Here is a 19,773-nt window from a genome sequence, read left to right on the forward strand (position 1 = left end):
GTTTCGCCTCAGGTCGGCGGCGTGCCGTTTTCGGCCAGCACGGCGCCGGCGAAATAGAGCGAGCCGCCGATCAGGATGCGCGGCGCCGGGCCGTCCCAAGAGTCGCGCAACAGCATCAGCGCGTTGGCGACGGAGCTGACCGGCTCGGCCGACAGGCCGGCCTCTTCGGCACGCAAGGCCAGCTCGTCGTTGGGAACGCCGGCGTCGCTGCTGGTCACCGGCACGGTATAGACGTGGCGGGCAAGCCCCTTGAAGGCACTGAAATAGCCGGTCTGGTCCTTGGTGTTGATCATGCCGGAGATCAGGACCAGCGGCCTCGGGTTCTTTTCCTCCTGCTCGGCCAGCGCCTCGGCGACGACGATGCCGGCGCCGGGGTTGTGGCCGCCGTCCAGCCAGATCTCGGCGCCCTTCGGCGCCAGGTCAACCAATTTGCCTTGGGTCAGCTTCTGCATGCGTGCCGGCCAGGCGACATGGGTCATCGCCCGCTCGGCGGCGCGGTGGCCGATCTCGAAACCGGCCGCCTTGACGGCCGCGATCGCCGCCGCGGCATTGGCGTATTGATGGCGCCCCGGCAGGCGCGGCGAAGGCAGGTCCATCAACCCGTCCCCGTCCTGATAGACCATGCGGCCGTTTTCCTCGAAGGCGAGGAAATCCTGGCCATAGACCACGGTCGGGCAATCCAGCCGCTCGGCCGACTCGATCAGCACCTGAAGCGCAGTGTCGCTTTCCTGGGCGCCGATCACCACCGGGCAGCCGCGCTTCATGATGCCGGCCTTCTCGGCGGCGATCAGCTCGACCCGGTCGCCGAGATAGGCTTCATGGTCCATCGATATCGGCATGATCACCGAAACGGCCGGCCGCTTGATGACATTGGTGGCGTCGAAGCGGCCGCCGAGGCCGACCTCGATAATCGCCGCCTCCGCCGGATGCTCCGAAAACAGGATGAAAGTGACGGCGGTGAGGATCTCGAAGACGGTGATCTTCTGGCCGCCATTGGCCTCGGCGACACGCGCAATGGTCTCGGCGAAAATATCGTCCTCGACGAGCTTGCCGCCGCCTTCGGCCGCCAGCCGGTAGCGCTCATGCCAGTTTACCAGATGCGGCGAGGTGTGGACGTGGACAAGGTGGCCGGCGGCCTCCAGCAGCGCGCGCGCGAAGGCGGCGCAGGAGCCCTTGCCGTTGGTGCCGGCGATGTGGATGACCGGCGGCAGCCGATCCTGCGGATTGCCGAGGCGCTCGAGAAGCCCCGTGACGCGGTCCAGCGAAAGGTCAAAGCCTTTCGGATGCAGCGTCATCAGATGTTCGATTTCGCGTTCGGCGGAAAGCGTTGTCATGATGGAATCCTAGAGCGGTTCATCATCTCATGGAATGCAGAACCGCTCTCTCTTTTTTGTTGGCGCAATTCCGAACGGAAAACCGTTCCACACTTTTCCTGGAATTGCTTTGGCGGGCGGTTCCCGAAACCGGGAATCGGTTCGAACGAGCCGTGCGCAAATCAGAGGCTACAGCACGCAACAGGCGGCGCAACTCGCGGTTCGCGGCGAGCGATGTCGCGTCAAGCCGATATCGCGTCAGGCTTGCGCGCGCGCCTCGGCATTGACCACCGCCGGCGGCAGGATCTCCGGCTCCAGCGGCTTCTCGGCCTCCGGCATCTTGAGCAGCATCTTCAAGAGACGGGAAATGGTCCGGCGCATCTCGAGGCGCGACACGACCATGTCGACCATGCCGTGTTCCATCAGATACTCCGCGCGCTGGAAACCGTCGGGCAGTTTTTCGCGGATGGTCTGCTCGATGACGCGCGGGCCGGCAAAGCCGATCAGCGCCCCGGGCTCGGCGATATGGACGTCGCCCAGCATGGCGTAGGAGGCGGTGACGCCGCCGGTGGTCGGGTTGGTCAGCACCACGATATAGGGCAGGCCGGCTTCCTTCAGCCGGTCGACGCCGATCGTGGTGCGCGGCAATTGCATCAGCGACAGGATGCCTTCCTGCATGCGGGCGCCGCCGGAAGCGGCGAACAGGATCAGCGGCCGCTTGCGCTGCAGCGCGACCTCGAAAGCATGCACGATGGCTTCGCCGGCGGCCATGCCGAGCGAGCCGCCCATGAAGGCGAAGTCCTGCACGGTGACGATGACCGGCAGCCCGTCAATGGTGCCGGCCCCGTTGAGGATCGCATCCTCGAGGTTGGTCTTGGCCTTGGCCTCCTTCAGGCGGTCGGTGTAGCGCTTCTCGTCGCGGAACTTCAGCGGGTCCTGGACGACCTTCGGGTTTTCCAGCACCTCGTATTTGCCGTCATCGAAGAAATATTTCAGCCGCTCCTTGGCCGAGATCTTCATGTGGTGGCCGGAAGCCGGGATGACGAACTGGTTGGATTCGAGATCCTTGTGGAAGACCATCTCGCCGGTCTCGGGATCCTTGATCCAGAGGTTTTCCGGCATGTCGGTGCGCCGGCCGAGCATCGAATTGATCTTCGGGCGGACGTAATTGGTGATCCAGTTCATGGCTTCGGCTCCTGTCCTGGAAAGGACTTCAAGCAATTCCAGGGAAAGTCTGTGGGGTTTTCCGGCCGGAATTGCTCAAGAACAAATAGTCGGGCTATTCGGCAGCAGCAAGGCGGGCCGAGCGGACGCCCTGGGCAAGACCGCTGACCAAAGTGGCGACGGCTTCGGCCGGATCGGCTGTTTTGTCGCCCTTGGGGCCGAGCACATTGGCGACCGCATTGACAATCGCGGTGCCGACGACGACGCCGTCGGCATTGGCGCCGATCACACGCGCCTGCTCGACGGTCTTGACGCCGAAGCCGACGCAGACCGGCAGGTCGGTGTGGCCCTTGATGCGGTTGACGGCCGCGGCTACCTTGCCCGTGTCGGCCAAGGCCGAGCCCGTGATGCCGGTCATCGAGACGTAGTAGACGAAGCCGGAGGTGTTTTCCAAAACCTTGGGCAGGCGCTTGTCGTCGGTGGTCGGCGTCGCCAGGCGGATGAAGTTGACGCCGGCCTTCAGCGCCGGAATGCAAAGCTCCTCGTCCATCTCCGGCGGCAGGTCGACGACGATCAGTCCGTCGATGCCGCTCGCCTTGGCGTCGGCGAGGAAGCGGTCGACGCCATAGATGTAGATCGGATTGTAGTAGCCCATCAGCACGATCGGCGTCTCGTCGTCGCCGGCGCGGAAGTCGGCCGCCAGCTTCAACGTCTTGACCAGGGTCTGGCCGCCCTTCAGCGCGCGCAAGCCGGCGGCCTGGATCGCCGGGCCGTCGGCCATCGGGTCGGAGAAGGGCATTCCCATCTCGATAATGTCGGCGCCGGCGATCGGCAGCGCCTTCATGATCGACAGCGAGGTGTCGTAATCGGGGTCGCCGCCCATGAAATAGGTGACCAAAGCCGGGCGGCCTTCGGCCTTGAGCTTCGCCATACGGCGGTCGATGCGGGTGGTCATTGTCAGATCTCCATGCCCAGCATGTTCGCCACCGTGTGCACGTCCTTGTCGCCGCGGCCGGACAGATTGACGATGACGATCTGGTCCTTGTCCATCTTTGGCACGATCTTCATCGCATGGGCGATGGCATGCGCCGATTCCAGCGCCGGGATGATGCCTTCGACGCGGGTGGTGAGCTGGAAGGCTTCCAGCGCCTCGTCGTCGAGGATCGGCTCATACTGGACGCGACCGGAATCGCGCAGCCAGGAATGCTCGGGGCCGACGCCGGGATAATCGAGGCCGGCCGAGATCGAATGGCCGTCGAGGATCTGGCCGTCCGAGTTCTGCAACAGATAGGTGCGGTTGCCGTGCAGCACGCCGGGCTTGCCGGCACTCATCGAGGCGCAATGCTCGATGCCGTCGAGGCCGCGGCCGCCGGCTTCGATGCCGATGATGCGCACATCCTTGTCGTCGAGGAAGGGATGGAACAGGCCGATGGCATTGGACCCGCCGCCGACGGCGGCGATGATGACGTCGGGCAGCCGGCCCTCCTGCTCCAGCATCTGGGCGCGGGCTTCCGTGCCGATCACCGACTGGAAGTCGCGCACCAGTTCCGGATAGGGGTGCGGGCCGGCGGCGGTGCCGATCAGGTAATAGGTGTCCTCGACATTGGTGACCCAGTCGCGCAGGGCCTCGTTCATGGCGTCCTTCAGCGTGCCGTGACCGGCGGTGACCGGCCGCACCTCGGCGCCGAGCAGCTTCATGCGGAAGACATTCGGGCTCTGGCGGGCGACATCGGTGGCGCCCATGTAGACGACGCAAGGATAGCCGAAGCGCGCCGCGACGGTAGCCGAGGCGACGCCATGCTGGCCGGCGCCGGTCTCGGCGATGATGCGCTTCTTGCCCATGCGCTTGGCGAGCAGGATCTGGCCGAGGCAGTTGTTGATCTTGTGCGAGCCGGTGTGGTTGAGGTCCTCGCGCTTGAAATAGACTTTTGCGCCGCCTCCGAGGCCCTTGGCCGAGGAAACCTCACGAAGATGCTTTGTGAGGCCCTCGGCGAAATACAACTTCGACGGCCGCCCGGCATAGTGGGTGGACAGGTTCTGCAGCTCGGCCTTGAACTCGGGATCGGTCTTGGCCTTGTTCCACTGCTCTTCCAGATCGAGGATCAGCGGCATCAGCGTCTCGGCGACGAAGCGGCCGCCGAAAATGCCGAACATGCCCTGCTCGTCGGGCCCGGTACGGAAGGAATTGGGCATTGCCGGCTTGTTCATCGCCGATCTCCTGATGTGAATTGTATTCAGGCGGCGCGGTCGTCGCGCGCGGCCCTGACGGCCCGGAAAAACTGCTCGATCAGCGCCGGATCCTTGATGCCCGGAGCGCTTTCCACGCCGGACGAAACGTCTATTCCGGGCGGGTCGGCCTGTCTCAGGGCATCGCCGATATTGGCGGCGTTGAGCCCACCGGAAAGCATGTAATCGAGCCCGGCGTCAAGGCCGGCAAGGATGCGCCAGTCGAAGGAAACGCCATTGCCGCCCGGCAATTGCGACCCCTTCGGCGGCTTGGAATCCAGAAGGAAGCGATCGGCGATGCCGATGAAGGGTTTTATGCGGTCGAGATCCGCCGCCTCGCTGATGGGCAGCGCCTTCATCACCGGCAGCCCGTAACGCGCCTTGATCTCGGCCACGCGCTCAGGCGTTTCCGAACCATGCATTTGCAGCATGTCGGGCTGCATTTTCGCGACGATCTCGTCGAGAAAGCCATCATCGGCGTCGACGCTGACGGCTGCCGCCAGGGCCTTGCCGCGCGCCGCCTGACGCAAACGGCCGGCCTCGGCGGGCTCGACATAACGCGGGCTCTTGGCGAAGAAAATAAAGCCGACATGGCTGGCGCCGCCCGCAAGCGCGGCGGCCATCGCAGCGTCGGTCTTCAATCCGCAGATCTTGATGTCGAGCGTCATGGCGCGGGCTTGGCACGAAACGGGAAAAGAGTCGAGAAAAAGCATGCTGTTGCCGGTCCGGCGGAAAACACTACCTTCATATAGGAACCACAGGCGGGAGCAGAATAATCATGGCCGACCGGACCGTCGCCGAACTGAAGCAGAAGATCGCGCAGGCGCGCGAGGTGATCGTGCATCTGATGGACAAGGCCGCCTTCAACGGCGCCGAGGCGCACCGCGCGCTGGAATATTTCGGCAGCGATACGTTCGACCGGGATTTTTTGCCGTGGCCGCACTCCGAGGAAGGACTGCGGCCGGAGGAGCTGAACGCGGCGAATGACGATTGAACTGCTTATGCCGTGAACCCGGCGCGAAGGAACTCGGCGTCTAGATGTTGCGCGCGCGCATCCGCGCGCAACATCAGAGGAGTTACTCAAAAACAATCGCTTGCAGCGCGCCGCCGTTGCGCTTCAGCCAGTCCTTGCAGCGGTCGGTATCCGGGCAGAGTTTTTCGCACAACTTCCAGAATTTCGGGCCGTGGTTCATCTCCTTGAGATGCGCCACCTCATGCGCCACGAGGTAGTTTATCACCGCCGGCGGCGCCATCATGATGCGCCACGAGAAGGAGAGATTGCCCTCCGAGGTGCATGACCCCCAGCGGCTGGAGGTATCCTTGTACCTTATCGCCTTGGCGCGCTTGCCGATCGTTTCGGTGTGCTTGACCACCAGCTTCTCGATCTCCTTCTTGGCCTCGCGCTTGAGATAGTCGGCGATGCGGCGCGGCAAATGGATGCGCTCGCCGTGGATGATCAGGAGCGGGCCGCGATCGTCGCGCGCGACGGTGACGGTGCCGCGCCTCGAAGGCTCGTGCACGATGCGGTGCGGCACGCCGCGGATCGGGATCCGGATGCCCGGGCGCACCTGCGGCCTCGTCGGCACCTTGGCCAGCCGCTGCTCCAGCCAGTCCTGGTGGCGGTCGAGGAATTTCTCCACCTCGCCGCGGCGCAGGCCGGGCGGCACGGTGACGCGCAGGCCTTGGCCGCCGGAATCGATGCGCAGCGTGAGCCGCCGGGCCCTGGCGCTCTCAACGATCTTGAGCGGCAGCGTGCGGCCGGCGACGCAATGCTCGCGCTCGACGACAGGCGTGGGCTTTGGCTTGGTCAGGTTGCGAAGGAAGCCGAGGGTCATGGCTGGACGATACGCGATTCGAAAAAAACGGCCAGTGGAGGGAAGCTACATAGAGAACAAAAAAGAAACGGCGCCGCTGAACGCGACGCCGCTTATCATACCGAGACGTGTCGCCGGATCTCAGTCGTCGAGCAGGTTGGTGCCTTTGCCGCCCTCCGGACCCGCCTTGTCGCTCGAGCCGGTCGAGCTCGGCGCGGTCGACTTGTTGCGGTTGGCCATGAAGCGGTCGAACTCTTCCTGGTCCTTGGCGCGGCGCAGTTCGCGGGCGTACTCGTCGAACTCGGAGAGCATCTCGTCGAGCTTGCGGCGCTCCTCGGCGAGGCGCTCCAGCTCCTTCTCGCGCCAATCGTCGAAGGCGACGTTGCCGGTGCGGGCCGAACCGTGGCCCCAGCGGGCCGCCTTCTCGGAGCGACGACGGCAACCGGCGAAGATGCCGTCCGTGGCGCGGTTGACGTCGCGCTTGAAGCCTTCCAACCGATCGCCCCAGATGATGTAGGCGAGCATGGCGAAGCCGAGCGGCCAGAACACCATGAAGCCGATGACCATCAGCGCGATGGTGGCCGGCGTCCAGGCCGGACGGATCAATGCACTTGTGTTCATTTTCTCCCAATCCTTCCATTGGAGACAGCCAAACCGGCTGCGTGGAATCGAAATGGGAAGGCGAAATCGGCGATTCAAGACAAACCCCGCCAAAACCGGCGAAGCACCTGAAATGATTATCGCTTTTTGAGTTTCTCCAGGAAAAGCACCGCCATTCCGGCGACCAGCCCCCAAAATGCCGCGCCGACGCCGAAGAGCGTGAGCCCCGAAGCCGTCGCGGCGAAGGTGACGGTGGCCGGCATGCGTTCGGCCTCGTCCTTCAGCGCGATCGACAGCGCGTTGGCCAAGGGCGCCGTCAAGGCGAGCCCCGCGACCAGCACGATCAGGCTTTGCGGCAGGACGGCGAAGATCGCCACCAGCGAGGCGCCGAAGATCGCGAAGATGAGATAGGCGAGCGCGTAGAACGGGCCGGTCTTCCAGCGTTCGGCCGGGTCGGGATGGACATCGGGGCCGGTGCAGATTGCGGCCGAGATGGCTGCAAGATTGGTGGTCGCGGCGCCAAACGGCGCCGAGAGCAGCGAAAACAGACCGGTGACGCCGATCAGCGGACCAGGCTCCGGATGATAGCCCGCGGCGCGCAGCACCGCGAGACCGGAAAGGTTCTGCGAGGCCATGGTGACCAGATAGAGAGGCAGGGCGAGGCCGATGATCGCCGATGCGGTGAATTGCGGCGCAATCAATGTCAATGTCGACAGTTCCGGCGCCGGCAGGCTGCCGACGCGGCCGGTGAGGAAAGCGGCGAGGCCGCCGCCGATCAGCACCACCAGCACCGACAGAGCCGGATTGAACAGGCGGATGACGAAGAAGGCGGCGATCAGCGGCAGGATCAGCCAAGGGTCGGCGGGAATGGCCTTCACCGCATTGACGGCGAAGCTGACCAGAATGCCTGCCAGCATGCCGGACGCGACCGAGGCCGGGATTTTCGCGATCAGTCTGGTCAACGGCTTGAACAGGCCGGTGGCGACCAGAAGGACGCCGGTGACCATGAAGGCGCCGACGGCCTGCGGCATCGTAAATCCGCTGGAGGCCGCGATCAGCGCCAAGCCGGGCGTCGACCAGGCGGTGATGACCGGCATCTTGGTGCGCCAGGACAACCACAGACACTCAACGACCATGGCCAGGCAGATCGCCGTCACGCCGCTCGCGGTCTCGATCTGCGTGGCGCCGACCGCCTCGGCGGCGGCAATGACCAGGGCCAGAGTGCCGCCGAAGCCGACGATCGCCGCGACGAAGGCGGATATCGGGATGGAGACGCGCATTATTCGGCCGCCCGCCTGACCATGTCGCCGACGGCCCGTTTGAGCATGTCGAGATCCTCGGGGCGGGACAGGCGATGATCGCCGTCCGGGATCAGCGACAGCGTCACATCGTCGGCCGGCAGCATGGATGCGAGCTTCAAGGCATGGCCGGACGGCACGTCCGGATCGGCCAGGCCCTGCAGGATGTGCACCGGGCAATGGGTGTCGATCGGCCCGGTCATCACCCGATTGGCGCGGCCGTCCTCGATCAGCGCGCGCGTGTAGATATAAGGTTCGTCCGAATAGTCGGACGGCTCGGCGAAGAAGCCTTTTTCCCTCAGATCCTGCCGCTGCGCGTCAGTCAGCACCGGCTCGATCAGCTCGACGGTGAAATCAGGCGCCGGGGCGAGCAGCACCAGGCCGGCAACCCTCATGTCGCCCGCCTTGCGCAGTTCCTGCGCCATGCGCAACGCGATCCACGCCCCCATCGAGGAGCCGACCAATACCTGCTTGCCCTTGCTGAACCGGCGAAAGACGGCGAGGCTCTCGGCCAACCACTTCGAGATCGTGCCGTCGGCGAATTCGCCGCCCGACTCGCCATGGCCAGAATAGTCGTGGCGCAGACAGGCGTGGCCTTCGCTCGCAGCCCAGGCGGCAAGCGTCTGCGCCTTCGTGCCCTGCATGTCGGACTTGTAGCCGCCGAGCCAGACCACGCCGGGCGCCGCGCCCGGCACCTGCCTGACGGCGATGCCCGACCCGTCCACATCGATGAAAACCGGAGCGCTGGCGGCCATGAGCTTGTCCTTCCCGCCGGTCTTTTGGCACAGGCGGTGGTTCAACGAAAAGTGCTCGCGGCGTTTCTTTGCTTGGTGCAGACAATTACCAGGCAGCAGGTGATTTTGCGGCGCGGCTATGCTATTGACTCACGCCCCGCGCTTCCCACATAGGCGCGTCCACCTACTTTTGTCTAAAGAACCCAGAACGAAACGGCCGAGGAGACCACGACCATTCGCAGACCTTTCAAAGCAGCGGCACCCACCAAGGACGGGCCGCGCTCCAACCGAGACATCCGGGTGCCCCGGGTCCAGCTTATCGACGCCGACGGCCAGAACCGAGGCGATGTTTCCATCAACGACGCGTTGCTGCTGGCCGAAGAGGCCGGGCTCGATCTCGTCGAGATTTCGCCCAATGCGGTGCCGCCCGTCGTCAAGATCCTCGATCTCGGCAAGCTGAAATACGCCAACCAGAAGAAGGCGGCCGAAGCGCGCAAGAACCAGAAGGTCATCGAGATCAAGGAGATCAAGATGCGCCCGAACATCGACAGCCATGACTACGAGACCAAGATGAAGGCCGTGCGGCGCTTCTTCGAGGAAGGCGACAAGGTCAAGCTGACGCTGCGCTTCCGCGGCCGCGAGATGGCGCATATGGAACTTGGCATGCAGCTTCTGAACAAGGTGCGCGAGGAAGTTGCGACGATCGCCAAGGTCGAGGCGGAGCCGAAGCTCGAAGGCCGCCAGATGATGATGGTTCTGGCGCCGCGCTGACCAGGGATGGCGCGGCCGCCAAAGCGTCGCGTCCATCACGGTTTCGAGAGTTGCCGGGCTCTTTGTATCCCGCTCTAAAATCCGCCCGAATTGCCGGGCACGGCGTCCCGACGATCGGCGGGGCGCCTGTTTTCAGCCCGATCGCCAGCCACCTCGACGATCCCTTCGCGATCGCGAGCAATCGACGATCGGCTTTTGCCGATCGCGAACCAATCGACGATCGGATGGGTCATGGTCGATGAAGTGAAGGTCTCAGCCGACAACCAGACTGAGGGGTTGGGCGGCTACCAGCACATGCGCCGGATCGTGCTGGCGGTGCTGATCGTGGCGCTGTTCTGCGCGCTTCTGTTCGGCCAGTCTTCCTTTCCCCCGGACACGTCCGTGCACGAGTCGATCGAGATGTTCGGCGTGCTTTTGATCTTTCTCGGCATTGTCGGGCGGCTGTGGTCGACGCTTTATATCGGCGGGCGCAAATCGGCCGAGGTGGTCACCGGCGGACCCTATTCGATCACCCGCAACCCGCTCTATTTGTTTTCGACCCTGGCTGCCGCCGGGGTCGGGGCGCAGATCGGCTCGTTCAGCGGCATCATCCTGTTCTCGCTGCTCTGCGCCGGCGCCTTCCACATCGTCATCCTGCGGGAGGAGCGTTATCTGAAGGAACTGCTCGGCGCGCCCTACCAGGCGTATCTGGCCAAAGTGCCGCGGTTCTTCCCGAACCTTGCGCTCTACCAGGAAGGCGATACCGGCAGCTTCAGGCCGCGCCTGCTCTTGAACACGCTGCTCGACGGCCTGGTTTTCCTGGTGGCGCTGCCCGCCTTTGAGCTGATCGACGGCATGCAGCAGTCGGGGATGCTGCCGGTGTGGTTCACGTTGCCTTAGGAACGGTGATCTTCAGGTCAGGCCGAGTCGAAAATGGCGGCTTCCTGCGCTTCCGGTGCTCACGTACTTTAAGTACGCTCCGCTCCGGTTCTCGGAAGCCACCATTTTCGACTCGGCCTGACCTGAATCTCAACCACCCTACCCAGCGGGACAGCGCGTCGCACGGCGAGGTGTTGCACGCCGGCCATCTTTGATCTATAGGACCGCCGTTCCAAGAAAACCGCCCGGCAGGGCATGCCGTGGCGGTTTCATTTGCTTTTCGGGCTTTGGTCGGCCCGAAGCGAGACAAGAAGCGCGATGGTGCGCCACCAATACGGAGTAGCAAAATGCCCAAGATGAAGACCAAATCGGCCGCCAAGAAGCGGTTCAAGATTACTGCCACCGGCAAGGTGCTGTCGGCTGCCGCCGGCAAGCGCCACGGCATGATCAAGCGTTCCAACAAGTTCATTCGCGATGCCCGCGGCACGATGGTTCTGGCTGAACCGGACGGCAAGAAGGTCATCAAGAATTTTCTGCCGAACGGCCTCTAATCCCTCGGCTTGGACAACGTTTTAAGGAGATCATGACATGGCACGCGTAAAGAGAGGCGTTACCGCCCACGCCAAGCACAAGAAGGTTTTGAAGGCCGCCAAGGGTTTCTACGGCCGCCGCAAGAACACCATCCGCATCGCCAAGCAGGCGGTGGAGAAGTCGCTGCAATACGCCTACCGCGACCGCAAGAACCGCAAGCGCTCGTTCCGCGCGCTGTGGATCCAGCGCATCAACGCCGCGACCCACGAGCATGGCCTGACCTATGGCCGTTTCATCGACGGCCTCAACAAGGCCGGCATCGAAATCGATCGCAAGGTCCTTTCGGACATGGCCATCCACGAGCCGCAGGCTTTCGCTGCGCTGGTCGCCAAGGCCAAGGTCGCGCTCGAATATCTGAAGAACACCACGCCGAATGCTTTTGAGAGCGCTGTCGCCTAAGCCAGCGCTTCCCAAGCATACGCAATTCTGATTTGGGGAACCCGCGCTGGCACGGCTGGCGCGGGTTTTTCTTATGCCTGATGTAACCAAAATGGCGACGACGAAACCAAAATGGTGACAGTCGCCCGACCGAGAGAGCTTCGCCGTGAACGCCACTGCTGGAAATCTTGAAGCCCTGGAAGGCTCGTTGCTCGCCGAAATCGCGGCGGCGGCGGACGAGGCCGCGATCGAGGCGGTGCGCGTCTCGGCGCTGGGCAAGAAGGGTTCCGTCTCCGAAATGCTGAAGACGCTGGGCGCAATGAGCGCCGAGGAGCGCCAGGTGAAGGGGCCGGCGATCAACGGCCTGAAGAACCGCGTCACCGAAGCGCTCACCCAGCGCAAGGCGGAACTGAAGGATGTGGCGATCGCGGCCCGGCTCGCGGCTGAGAAGGTCGACGTCACGCTCCCCGTTCGCCAATCGCCGGCCGAGCGCGGCCGCATTCATCCGATCAGCCAGGTGATCGACGAGATCGCGGCGATCTTCGGCGATCTCGGCTTCGCCATCGCCGAAGGCCCCGATATCGAGACCGACTATTACAATTTCACCGCGCTGAATTTTCCCGAGGGACATCCGGCGCGCGAGATGCACGACACCTTCTTCTTCCAGCCGGACGAGAAGGGTGAGCGCAAGCTGTTGCGCACCCACACCTCGCCCGTGCAGATCCGCACCATGGAGAAGCAGAAGCCGCCGATCCGCATCGTCATCCCCGGCAAGACCTACCGGCAGGATTCCGACGCCACGCACTCGCCGATGTTCCATCAGGTCGAGGGGTTGGTGGTCGACAAATCAGCCAACGTCGCCAACATGAAGTGGGTGCTGGAGGAGTTCTGCAAGGCCTTCTTCGAGGTGCCGTCGGTCAAGATGCGCTTCCGTCCGTCCTTCTTCCCGTTCACCGAGCCCAGTCTCGAGGTCGATATCCAGTGCGACCGCTCGCGTCCCGGTGAAGTGCGCTTCGGCGAAGGCTCCGACTGGATGGAGATACTGGGCTGCGGCATGGTGCATCCCAACGTGCTGCGCGCCGGCGGGCTCGATCCTGACGAATATCAGGGCTTTGCCTGGGGCATGGGCATCGACCGCATCGCCATGCTGAAATACGGCATGCCGGACCTGCGCGCCTTCTTCGACGCCGACGTGCGCTGGCTGTCGCATTACGGCTTCCGGCCGCTCGACCTGCCGACGCTGTTCGGGGGGCTATCGACATGACCGCACCCCACACCGGGGGCTGTCGCTGCGGCGCGGTGCGGTTCGAGGCCTCGGCCGAGCCGCACCACATCAGCTATTGCCATTGCGGCGATTGCCGGCGCGCCAGCGGCGCGCCGGTGTCGGCCTTTGTCGGCTTCATGGCCGATCAGGTCGCGCTCAACGGCAAATCGCTGAAAAGCTATCGCAACGGCCCGGTGGAGCGCACGTTCTGCGGCATCTGCGGCTCGCCGATCGCCTATCTCGATCAGCGGCTCGACAACCAGATCTATTTCATGCTCGGCGCCATGGACATGCCGGCCTATTTCAGGCCGACAGTGCATGCGCATGTGCGCGAGCAATTGCCCTTCCTGCACATGCCCGACGCGCTGCCGCGCGAGCTGAAGACCAGCGTGCCCCGGCCCGAAGAACAAAGACCCTCGGAAACACAGTCATGAAATTCACCCTCTCCTGGCTTAAGGACCATCTCGAGACCGACGCCTCGCTTGCCGAGATCGTCGAGCGGCTGACCGCGATCGGTCTCGAAGTCGAGCATGTCGATGACAAGGCCGGCCTGAAGCCCTTCGTCATCGCGAAAGTGCTAACCGCTGTGCAGCATCCCGATGCCGACCGGCTGCGCGTGCTGACCGTCGACACCGGCGACGGCAACGCGCCGGTTCAGGTGGTATGCGGGGCGCCCAATGCCCGCGCGGGCATGATCGGCGCTTTCGCCGCGCCCGGCACTTATGTTCCCGGCATCGACGTGACGCTCTCGGTCGGCAAGATCCGCGGCGTCGAGAGCCACGGCATGATGTGCTCGGAGCGTGAGCTGGAAATCTCAGACGAGCATAACGGCATCATCGATTTGCCTGAGGATGCGCCGGTCGGCACCAGCTTCGCCGCCTACGCGCATCTCGACGATCCGGTCATCGAAATCAATCTGACACCGAACCGGCCGGATGCGACCAGCGTCTACGGCGTCGCGCGCGACCTTGCGGCGAGCGGGCTTGGCCGGCTCACCGGCGGCGGGATCATGCCGCATGCCGGCGAAGGCCTGTGCCCGGTCAAGGTGAAGATCGAGGCGCCGGAACTCTGCCCCGGCTTCGCGCTGGCGCTGGTGAAGGGCGTCAAGAACGGCCCGTCGCCGAAATGGCTGCAGCAGCGGCTGATCGCCATCGGGCTCAGGCCGATCAGCGCGCTTGTCGACATCACCAACTATGTCACCTTCGACCGCGGGCGGCCTCTGCATGTCTTCGACGCCGCCAAGGTCGGCGGCAATCTCGTGGTGCGGCGCGCCAAGGACGGCGAGAAGGTGCTGGCGCTTGACGGGCGCGAATACACGCTGACGCCGGAGATGTGCGTGATCGCCGACGACAATGGCGTGGAATCGATCGCCGGCATCATGGGCGGCGAGCGTTCGGGCTGCGACGAGAACACCACCGACGTGCTGATCGAATCGGCGCTCTGGGATCCGATCGCCACGGCCCGCACCGGCCGCGCGCTCGGCATCATCACCGACGCGCGCTACCGCTTCGAGCGCGGCGTCGATCCCGAATTCATGGTGCCGGGCGTCGAGCTGGCGATCAAGCTGGTGCTCGATTTCTGCGGCGGCACGCCTTCTGAAATCGAGGTTGCCGGCTATGCCGGCCACAAGCCGAAAATCGTCTCCTTCCCGCTGTCGGAAGTGAAGCGGCTGACCGGCATAGAGGTGCCTAGGGAGGAAGCCCTTGGCATCCTGACCCGGCTCGGCTTCGAGCCGAAAGGATTGAGCGACGTCGTCAAGGTGGAGGTGCCGTCCTGGCGGCCGGATGTCGACGGCAAGGCCGACCTGGTCGAGGAGGTGATGCGCATACATGGCGTCGACAACATCTTGGCCCAGCCGCTTACCTCGCATGACGCGGTCAACGGCAAGATCCTGACCACGCTGCAGGTGCGCACCCGCGCCGCCAAGCGCGCGCTCGCCGTGCGCGGCATGATGGAGGCCGTCACCTGGTCGTTCATTCCCGCCAGACATGCAGAGCTGTTCGGCGGCGGCCAGACGGCGCTCAAGCTCGCCAACCCGATCGCCGCAGACATGTCCGACATGCGGCCGTCGCTGCTGCCGGGGCTGATCGCGGCCGCGCAGCGCAATGCCGACAAGGGCATCGGCGATGTGGCGCTGTTCGAGGTTTCGGGCACCTATGAAGGCGATGGCGCCGACCAGCAGCGGCGCGTCGCCGCCGGCGTGCGGCGCGGCACGGCCAAGCTCGACGGCTCGGGCCGCAGCTGGTCCGGCAATGCCGGGCCGGTGGGCGTGTTCGACGCCAAGGCGGACGCGCTCGCGGCGCTCGAAGCCTGCGGCGCGCCGGTCGACCGGCTGCAGATCGAGCCCGGCGGCCCGGCTTGGTATCATCCGGGACGCTCCGGCACGATCAAGCTCGGGCCAAAGACGGTGCTCGGCACTTTCGGCGAGTTCCATCCGAGGACGCTGGACGGCTTGGACGCGTCAGGTCCGATCTGCGGCTTCGAGGTTTTCGTCGACGCCGTGCCGGAGCCGAAGGCCAAGCCGACGCGCACCAAGCCGAAGCTGGAGCTCTCGCCGTTCCAGGCGGTGAAGCGCGACTTCGCCTTCGTCGTCGACAAGACGGTCGAGGCCGGCACGCTGGTGCGGGCAGCTTTGGCCGCCGACAAGAAGCTGGTCACCGGCGTTTCGGTGTTCGACGTCTTCGAAGGCGCCTCGCTGGGGACGGCCAAGAAGTCGATCGCCATCGAGGTGTCGATCCAGCCGGTCGAAAAGACGTTGACCGACGAGGATTTCGAGGCGCTCGCAAGACGTATCGTTGAGAACGTCAACAAACAGACGGGCGGCGTGCTGAGGGCGTAGTTTGGGATTGCCGGAGCGTGGCGAATCGCTCTCCAAAGGGCGATGCACCATCTCCGCTATTCCGGCCTTCCCTTCGAGGAACAGCGCGCTGCCTTCCTGGCCATCATCGCGGCCGATCCGCTGCAGGATGAAACGCTGGCGCGTGTGCGCGAGCTTGCGCTTCCCGACTGGCTGGTGGTTTCCGGCGCGCTCTACAACAGCGTCTGGAACCACCTGACCGGCAAGCCGCCGGGCTACGGCATCAAGGACGTCGACCTGTTCTATTTCGACGACGCCGACTTGTCCTACGAGGCCGAGGATGCCGTGATCCGCCGGGCGGCAGGGCATTTCGCGGGGATGGCGCTGCCGGTCGAGGTGCGCAACCAGGCGCGGGTGCATTTGTGGTATCCGGTGAAGTTCGGGCAGGAGTGCCCGCGTTATGCGAGCGCCAGCGAGTCGGTGAGCTATTTCGCGTCGAAGACGCATGCGGTCGGGGTGCGGTACGACGCCGACGGAGCTTTGGAGCTGGTGGCACCGTTCGGGCTCGACGATCTTTTTTCGTTTCGCATCACGCCGAACCGGGTGCTGGACAACCAGCGGACGCACGAGGCGAAGGGGAGAAGGGCGCAGGAGTATTGGCCGGAGATCGAGGTGGTGCCGTGGTAGGGGGGCGCCGAAGCGCCCCTTCCATTGTCGCTCACCCGTTCACCAGCGCCAGCAGTTCCTCCGTATAGCGCTTGCCGACCACCTTGTCGGGCGACAGCGCATCACCGATCGCCGCGACCTCGGCCGCGCTCAGCCCGATATTCGCCGCCGCCGTGTTCTGCTCAAGGTGGCGTATCTTCCTTGCGCCGGGGATCGGGACGATGAAATCGCCCTGATGCAGCACCCAGGCGAGCGCCAGCTGCGCCGCTGTCACGCCCTTCTGCGCCGCCATCTTCTCCAGCACTGCGATGACCGCGTTGTTGGCTTCCATCGCCTCGGCCTGGAAGCGCGGCAGAGTGAGGCGCCAGTCGCCGGCGCCGAGCGCGTCCGGCTTGGCGATCGCGCCGGTGAGCAGGCCGCGGCCGAGCGGGCTGTAGGGGACGAAGCCGATGCCGAGCTCGCGGCAGACGTCGAACACCTCATCCTCGGGATCGCGACTCCACAGCGAATATTCGCTCTGCACCGCGGCGATCGCGTGCACGGCATGCGCCCGGCGCAGCGTCGCGCCGCTCACCTCCGACAGGCCCAGCGCCCGGACCTTGCCTTCGCGCACCAATTCCGCCATGGCGCCGACCGTGTCCTCGATCGGCACGTTCGGATCGACGCGGTGCTGGTAATAGAGGTCGATCACGTCGGTGTTCAGCCGCTTCAACGAGGCCTCGGCCACCGCCTTGACGTGCTCGGGGCGGCTGTCGACGCCGACCATGCGGTCGGTGCCCTCGCCGTGCTCGGAAATCTTGAAGCCGAATTTGGTGGCGATCGTCACCTTGTCGCGCACCGGCTTCAGCGCCTTGCCGAGCAGGATCTCGTTCTCGTATGGACCATAGACTTCGGCCGTATCGAAGAAGGTCACGCCGATCTCGACGGCGCGGCGCAGCGTGGCGATCGCTTCCGCCTCCGGCTGGCCGCCATAGCCGAAGCTCATGCCCATGCAGCCGAGGCCGACGGGGAAGACTTCGAGTTCAGTTCCAAGTTTGCGGGTTTTCATGGCGCATCTCCTTGTTGCGATGGGGGAGAGATAGCGCCTCGCGATGCGTTCGATAATTCTTTCTCTTTTGTACGGGTTGCTCTATAAAATAGAACGATGAATCGGACGAACCTCTCGCAACTCGCCGTGCTGGCCGCGGTCGCCCAATGCGCCAGCTTCCGCGGCGCCGCCCGCGAGCTCGGCATCGCGCCGTCGGCGGTGAGCCATGCGGTGTCGAGCCTGGAAGCACGGCTCGGCGTGCGGCTGCTGGCGCGCAGCACGCGCAGCGTCGCGCCGACCGAGGAAGGCGCGCAGCTTCTGGAACGGCTGCGGCCGGCCCTGTCCGAGATCGACCTCGCGCTGGAAACGGCGGTCGAGGCGCGCGACCGGCCGGCCGGCAATCTCAGGCTCAGCGTACCGCGCACCGCCGCGCATCTGGTGCTGACGCCGCGGCTCGGCGCCTTTGCCACCGCCTATCCCGACATCGTGCTGGAGATCGTCATCGAGGATCGCTTCACCGATGTGGTCGAGGGCGGCTTCGACGCCGGCGTCAGGCTCGGTGAAAGCCTGCAGCGTGACATGATCGCGGTGCGGATCGGGCCCGACATCCGCGGCGCGGTGGTCGCAGCGCCGTCCTATTTCGCTTCCATGCCCAAGCCCGACCATCCGCGCGATCTCGCAGGCCATCGCTGCATCCGCTTCCGTTTTTCCAGCGGCATTCTCTATCGCTGGGAGTTCGAGAAGGACGGCGAGGAAATCGAGATCGCGGTGGAAGGACCGCTGATCCTCGACGAGGACCATCTTATCGCCCAGGCGGCAGTCGACGGCGCCGGGCTTGCCTTCGTCTTCGAGCCCTATGTGCGGGCACCGCTCGCCGAGGGCAGGTTGATCCGCGTGCTGGAGGACTGGTGCCCGTCCTTCGACGGCTTCTTCGTCTATTATCCGAGCCGCCGGCAAATGCGCCCGGCGCTCAGGGCGTTCGTGGATTTCTTCAAGGTGAGCGGATAGCACCCCCAAGTGGGCAGGGTAAATCGCATATGGCAGCGCCAGCCCCCACTCCGGCCGCTGCGCGTTCACCTCTCACCCATGTTCATGGCGGAGAGGAAAGCCAGGCTTTTCGAGGCCGCAATCTCGGCGGTTGGCGTTTCCTCCCTCCAGAATGTGGCTACGCTATGCACACATCTTCTGTGACTGGCGCGACTGCAGGCCGAGGCTTGATTGCCAGGTGGTTCCCCCAATCCGTCGCTGCTTCGCAGCGCCACCTTTCCCCCCTCCGGAGGGAAAGGAAGGGAGCCTTGCCGGACGGGCGTTGACGGCAAAAGGCTTGGCGCCTTTCCTCTACCCCGTCGATCGGGGGAGAGGTGGCTCGGCGAAGCCGAGACGGAGTGGGGGTCGACCAGCGCTACATTGGACAATGCATGCGCCAAGCACCAATCAAACAGCCGGTAGCGCAAACACCCGGCCGCCGGCCGGCACGACGTCATCGATGCCGGCAAGCCGCAGGCAGTGCCAGGCCATGGCGTGGTTGGAGGAGGTGACGGGAATGCCGATGCGCCGCTCCAGCTCGGCGACCGCTTCCGCCACGCGCAGGCTGGTGCAGGAGATGAAGATCGCTTCCACCCCCGGCACGGCGGCCATGGTCTCAGCCGCCGCCTCGATCGAGGCAAGCGAGATGCGAGCCGCCTCGCGGTCGTCGCGCCGGTCGAAAGTGGCGACGGCTGATATGTCGAGGCCGCGGCCGGTGAAATAGCGGACAAGGCCCTGGTTGATCTCGGGTGCATAAGGGGTCAGCAGGCCGATGCCCCTGGCGCCGAGCGCCTTGAAGGCGGCCAACGCGCCGGTGACCGGGGTGGTGCAGGCGACGCCCGGCCGCGCCTTGCGGATCTCGGCGAAGACGGCTTCCTCGCCGAGCGTCATGGTGGCCGAGGTGCAGCCGAAGCCGACGACGTCGAGCGGGATGCTGGGCAGGATCAGATCGACGGTCGGCGCGATGCGCGGGCCGATGGCGCGCAGGGTGTCGGGCGTGATGTCGTTGTCGTTGAACAGGCGCGCCTCGTAGAAGGCGACGCCCGGAATGCGGATCAGCGCGCGAAACTCGTGCTCCAGCGTCTGGTCGGTGGCAAGGATCGCCAAGCCGATCGCCGCGCGCGAGGCGAGGCCGCCGTCGATCTCCGACGGAAGGACGCCCAAATCGATTGGCCCTGGCGATTGCGGGCGGGTAGCGGCCGCGCTGACAGACATGGCATTCCCTTTCCTGCTCGATCCCCTCCGG

The 19,773-nt window shown here is 64.9% G+C and carries 22 protein-coding genes; 10 read left to right on the plus strand and 12 right to left on the minus strand.

Going from position 1 to position 19,773, the window contains the following annotated elements; genetic code table 11:
• Positions 1-8 precede the first annotated feature (8 nt).
• The 5 genes from LB523_RS22685 to LB523_RS22705 all read right to left on the minus strand — a co-directional run bounded on the left by LB523_RS22685 (position 9) and on the right by LB523_RS22705 (position 5,371).
• Complete coding sequence (locus LB523_RS22685; protein ID WP_224607145.1) at positions 9-1,334, minus strand: bifunctional folylpolyglutamate synthase/dihydrofolate synthase; 1,326 nt, start codon at positions 1,332-1,334, stop codon at positions 9-11.
• A 237-nt stretch (positions 1,335-1,571) separates the two neighbouring features.
• A complete protein-coding gene (gene accD / locus LB523_RS22690; RefSeq protein ID WP_140843501.1) occupies positions 1,572-2,498 on the minus strand; it encodes an acetyl-CoA carboxylase, carboxyltransferase subunit beta in 927 nt (308 codons plus the stop codon).
• A gap of 94 nt (positions 2,499-2,592) precedes the next feature.
• The gene (gene trpA, locus LB523_RS22695; protein ID WP_224607148.1) at positions 2,593-3,432 is read right to left on the minus strand and encodes a tryptophan synthase subunit alpha; all 840 of its coding nucleotides are present in this window, start codon (positions 3,430-3,432) and stop codon (positions 2,593-2,595) included.
• Positions 3,433-3,434: 2 nt separating this feature from the next.
• A complete protein-coding gene (trpB, locus tag LB523_RS22700) occupies positions 3,435-4,685 on the minus strand; it encodes a tryptophan synthase subunit beta (protein WP_224607151.1) in 1,251 nt (416 codons plus the stop codon).
• A 26-nt stretch (positions 4,686-4,711) separates the two neighbouring features.
• Positions 4,712-5,371: a phosphoribosylanthranilate isomerase gene (locus LB523_RS22705; protein WP_224607154.1), complete on the minus strand. Its 660-nt coding sequence runs from the start codon at positions 5,369-5,371 to the stop codon at positions 4,712-4,714.
• A gap of 110 nt (positions 5,372-5,481) precedes the next feature.
• On the opposite strand from LB523_RS22705, the gene LB523_RS22710 reads away from it, so the two are divergent.
• Complete coding sequence (locus tag LB523_RS22710; protein WP_224607157.1) at positions 5,482-5,697, plus strand: hypothetical protein; 216 nt, start codon at positions 5,482-5,484, stop codon at positions 5,695-5,697.
• An 82-nt stretch (positions 5,698-5,779) separates the two neighbouring features.
• Here the strand turns inward: LB523_RS22710 and LB523_RS22715 are convergent, their stop codons facing one another.
• The 4 genes from LB523_RS22715 to LB523_RS22730 form a co-directional block, all read right to left on the minus strand.
• Entirely contained in the window at positions 5,780-6,538 is a 759-nt protein-coding gene (locus LB523_RS22715; RefSeq protein WP_140843495.1) for a M48 family metallopeptidase, read from the minus strand.
• Between the two features lie 120 nt (positions 6,539-6,658).
• Complete coding sequence (locus LB523_RS22720) at positions 6,659-7,138, minus strand: DUF2852 domain-containing protein (protein WP_095767983.1); 480 nt, start codon at positions 7,136-7,138, stop codon at positions 6,659-6,661.
• A 116-nt stretch (positions 7,139-7,254) separates the two neighbouring features.
• A complete protein-coding gene (locus LB523_RS22725; protein WP_224607160.1) occupies positions 7,255-8,397 on the minus strand; it encodes a benzoate/H(+) symporter BenE family transporter in 1,143 nt (380 codons plus the stop codon).
• The gene (locus LB523_RS22730; protein WP_224607162.1) at positions 8,397-9,170 is read right to left on the minus strand and encodes an alpha/beta hydrolase; all 774 of its coding nucleotides are present in this window, start codon (positions 9,168-9,170) and stop codon (positions 8,397-8,399) included. Before LB523_RS22730 ends, LB523_RS22725 begins: the two co-directional genes overlap by 1 nt.
• Before the next feature lie 213 nt (positions 9,171-9,383).
• Between LB523_RS22730 and infC the strand changes: the two genes are divergently transcribed.
• Positions 9,384-9,920 carry a translation initiation factor IF-3 gene (infC, locus tag LB523_RS22735; RefSeq protein ID WP_095767981.1) on the plus strand — a complete coding sequence of 179 codons (537 nt, stop codon included), beginning with the start codon at positions 9,384-9,386 and terminating at the stop codon, positions 9,918-9,920.
• Positions 9,921-9,994: 74 nt separating this feature from the next.
• On the opposite strand, the gene LB523_RS22740 is transcribed toward infC, so the two are convergent.
• The gene (locus LB523_RS22740; protein ID WP_176477052.1) at positions 9,995-10,153 is read right to left on the minus strand and encodes a hypothetical protein; all 159 of its coding nucleotides are present in this window, start codon (positions 10,151-10,153) and stop codon (positions 9,995-9,997) included.
• On the opposite strand from LB523_RS22740, the gene LB523_RS22745 reads away from it, so the two are divergent.
• The 7 genes from LB523_RS22745 (at position 10,152) to LB523_RS22775 (ending at position 16,495) form a co-directional block, all read left to right on the plus strand.
• Complete coding sequence (locus LB523_RS22745; RefSeq protein ID WP_224607164.1) at positions 10,152-10,799, plus strand: methyltransferase family protein; 648 nt, start codon at positions 10,152-10,154, stop codon at positions 10,797-10,799. The two genes, LB523_RS22740 and LB523_RS22745, sit on opposite strands and share 2 nt — an antisense overlap.
• 326 nt (positions 10,800-11,125) lie before the next feature.
• Positions 11,126-11,329, plus strand: coding sequence for a 50S ribosomal protein L35 (gene rpmI, locus LB523_RS22750; protein ID WP_027166935.1), 204 nt, complete (start codon positions 11,126-11,128; stop codon positions 11,327-11,329).
• Positions 11,330-11,366: 37 nt separating this feature from the next.
• Positions 11,367-11,768, plus strand: a complete 402-nt coding sequence (rplT, locus tag LB523_RS22755) for a 50S ribosomal protein L20 (RefSeq protein ID WP_042637600.1) — start codon at positions 11,367-11,369, stop codon at positions 11,766-11,768.
• A 145-nt stretch (positions 11,769-11,913) separates the two neighbouring features.
• Positions 11,914-13,011 (plus strand): phenylalanine--tRNA ligase subunit alpha, encoded by a 1,098-nt coding sequence (pheS, locus tag LB523_RS22760; RefSeq protein ID WP_224526026.1) that lies wholly within the window; start codon positions 11,914-11,916, stop codon positions 13,009-13,011.
• Positions 13,008-13,445, plus strand: coding sequence for a GFA family protein (locus tag LB523_RS22765; RefSeq protein WP_224526030.1), 438 nt, complete (start codon positions 13,008-13,010; stop codon positions 13,443-13,445). The genes pheS and LB523_RS22765 overlap by 4 nt, the downstream gene beginning before the upstream one ends.
• Positions 13,442-15,850 carry a phenylalanine--tRNA ligase subunit beta gene (pheT, locus tag LB523_RS22770; protein ID WP_224607166.1) on the plus strand — a complete coding sequence of 803 codons (2,409 nt, stop codon included), beginning with the start codon at positions 13,442-13,444 and terminating at the stop codon, positions 15,848-15,850. The genes LB523_RS22765 and pheT overlap by 4 nt, the downstream gene beginning before the upstream one ends.
• 42 nt (positions 15,851-15,892) lie before the next feature.
• Positions 15,893-16,495, plus strand: a complete 603-nt coding sequence (locus LB523_RS22775) for a nucleotidyltransferase family protein (protein ID WP_224607168.1) — start codon at positions 15,893-15,895, stop codon at positions 16,493-16,495.
• 31 nt (positions 16,496-16,526) lie between these two features.
• Here LB523_RS22775 and LB523_RS22780 read toward each other — a convergent pair whose 3' ends face one another.
• Positions 16,527-17,522: an aldo/keto reductase gene (locus LB523_RS22780; protein WP_224607171.1), complete on the minus strand. Its 996-nt coding sequence runs from the start codon at positions 17,520-17,522 to the stop codon at positions 16,527-16,529.
• A gap of 96 nt (positions 17,523-17,618) precedes the next feature.
• Here LB523_RS22780 and LB523_RS22785 point away from each other — a divergent pair, with 96 nt between their 5' ends.
• On the plus strand, positions 17,619-18,509 hold the full coding sequence (locus LB523_RS22785; protein WP_224607173.1) for a LysR family transcriptional regulator: 891 nt from the start codon (positions 17,619-17,621) through the stop codon (positions 18,507-18,509).
• A 426-nt stretch (positions 18,510-18,935) separates the two neighbouring features.
• Here the strand turns inward: LB523_RS22785 and LB523_RS22790 are convergent, their stop codons facing one another.
• The gene (locus LB523_RS22790; protein ID WP_224607175.1) at positions 18,936-19,742 is read right to left on the minus strand and encodes an aspartate/glutamate racemase family protein; all 807 of its coding nucleotides are present in this window, start codon (positions 19,740-19,742) and stop codon (positions 18,936-18,938) included.
• Positions 19,743-19,773 lie beyond the last annotated feature (31 nt).

The sequence above is a fragment of the Mesorhizobium sp. ESP-6-4 genome, assembly GCF_020164735.1.
GTDB lineage: Bacteria > Pseudomonadota > Alphaproteobacteria > Rhizobiales > Rhizobiaceae > Mesorhizobium.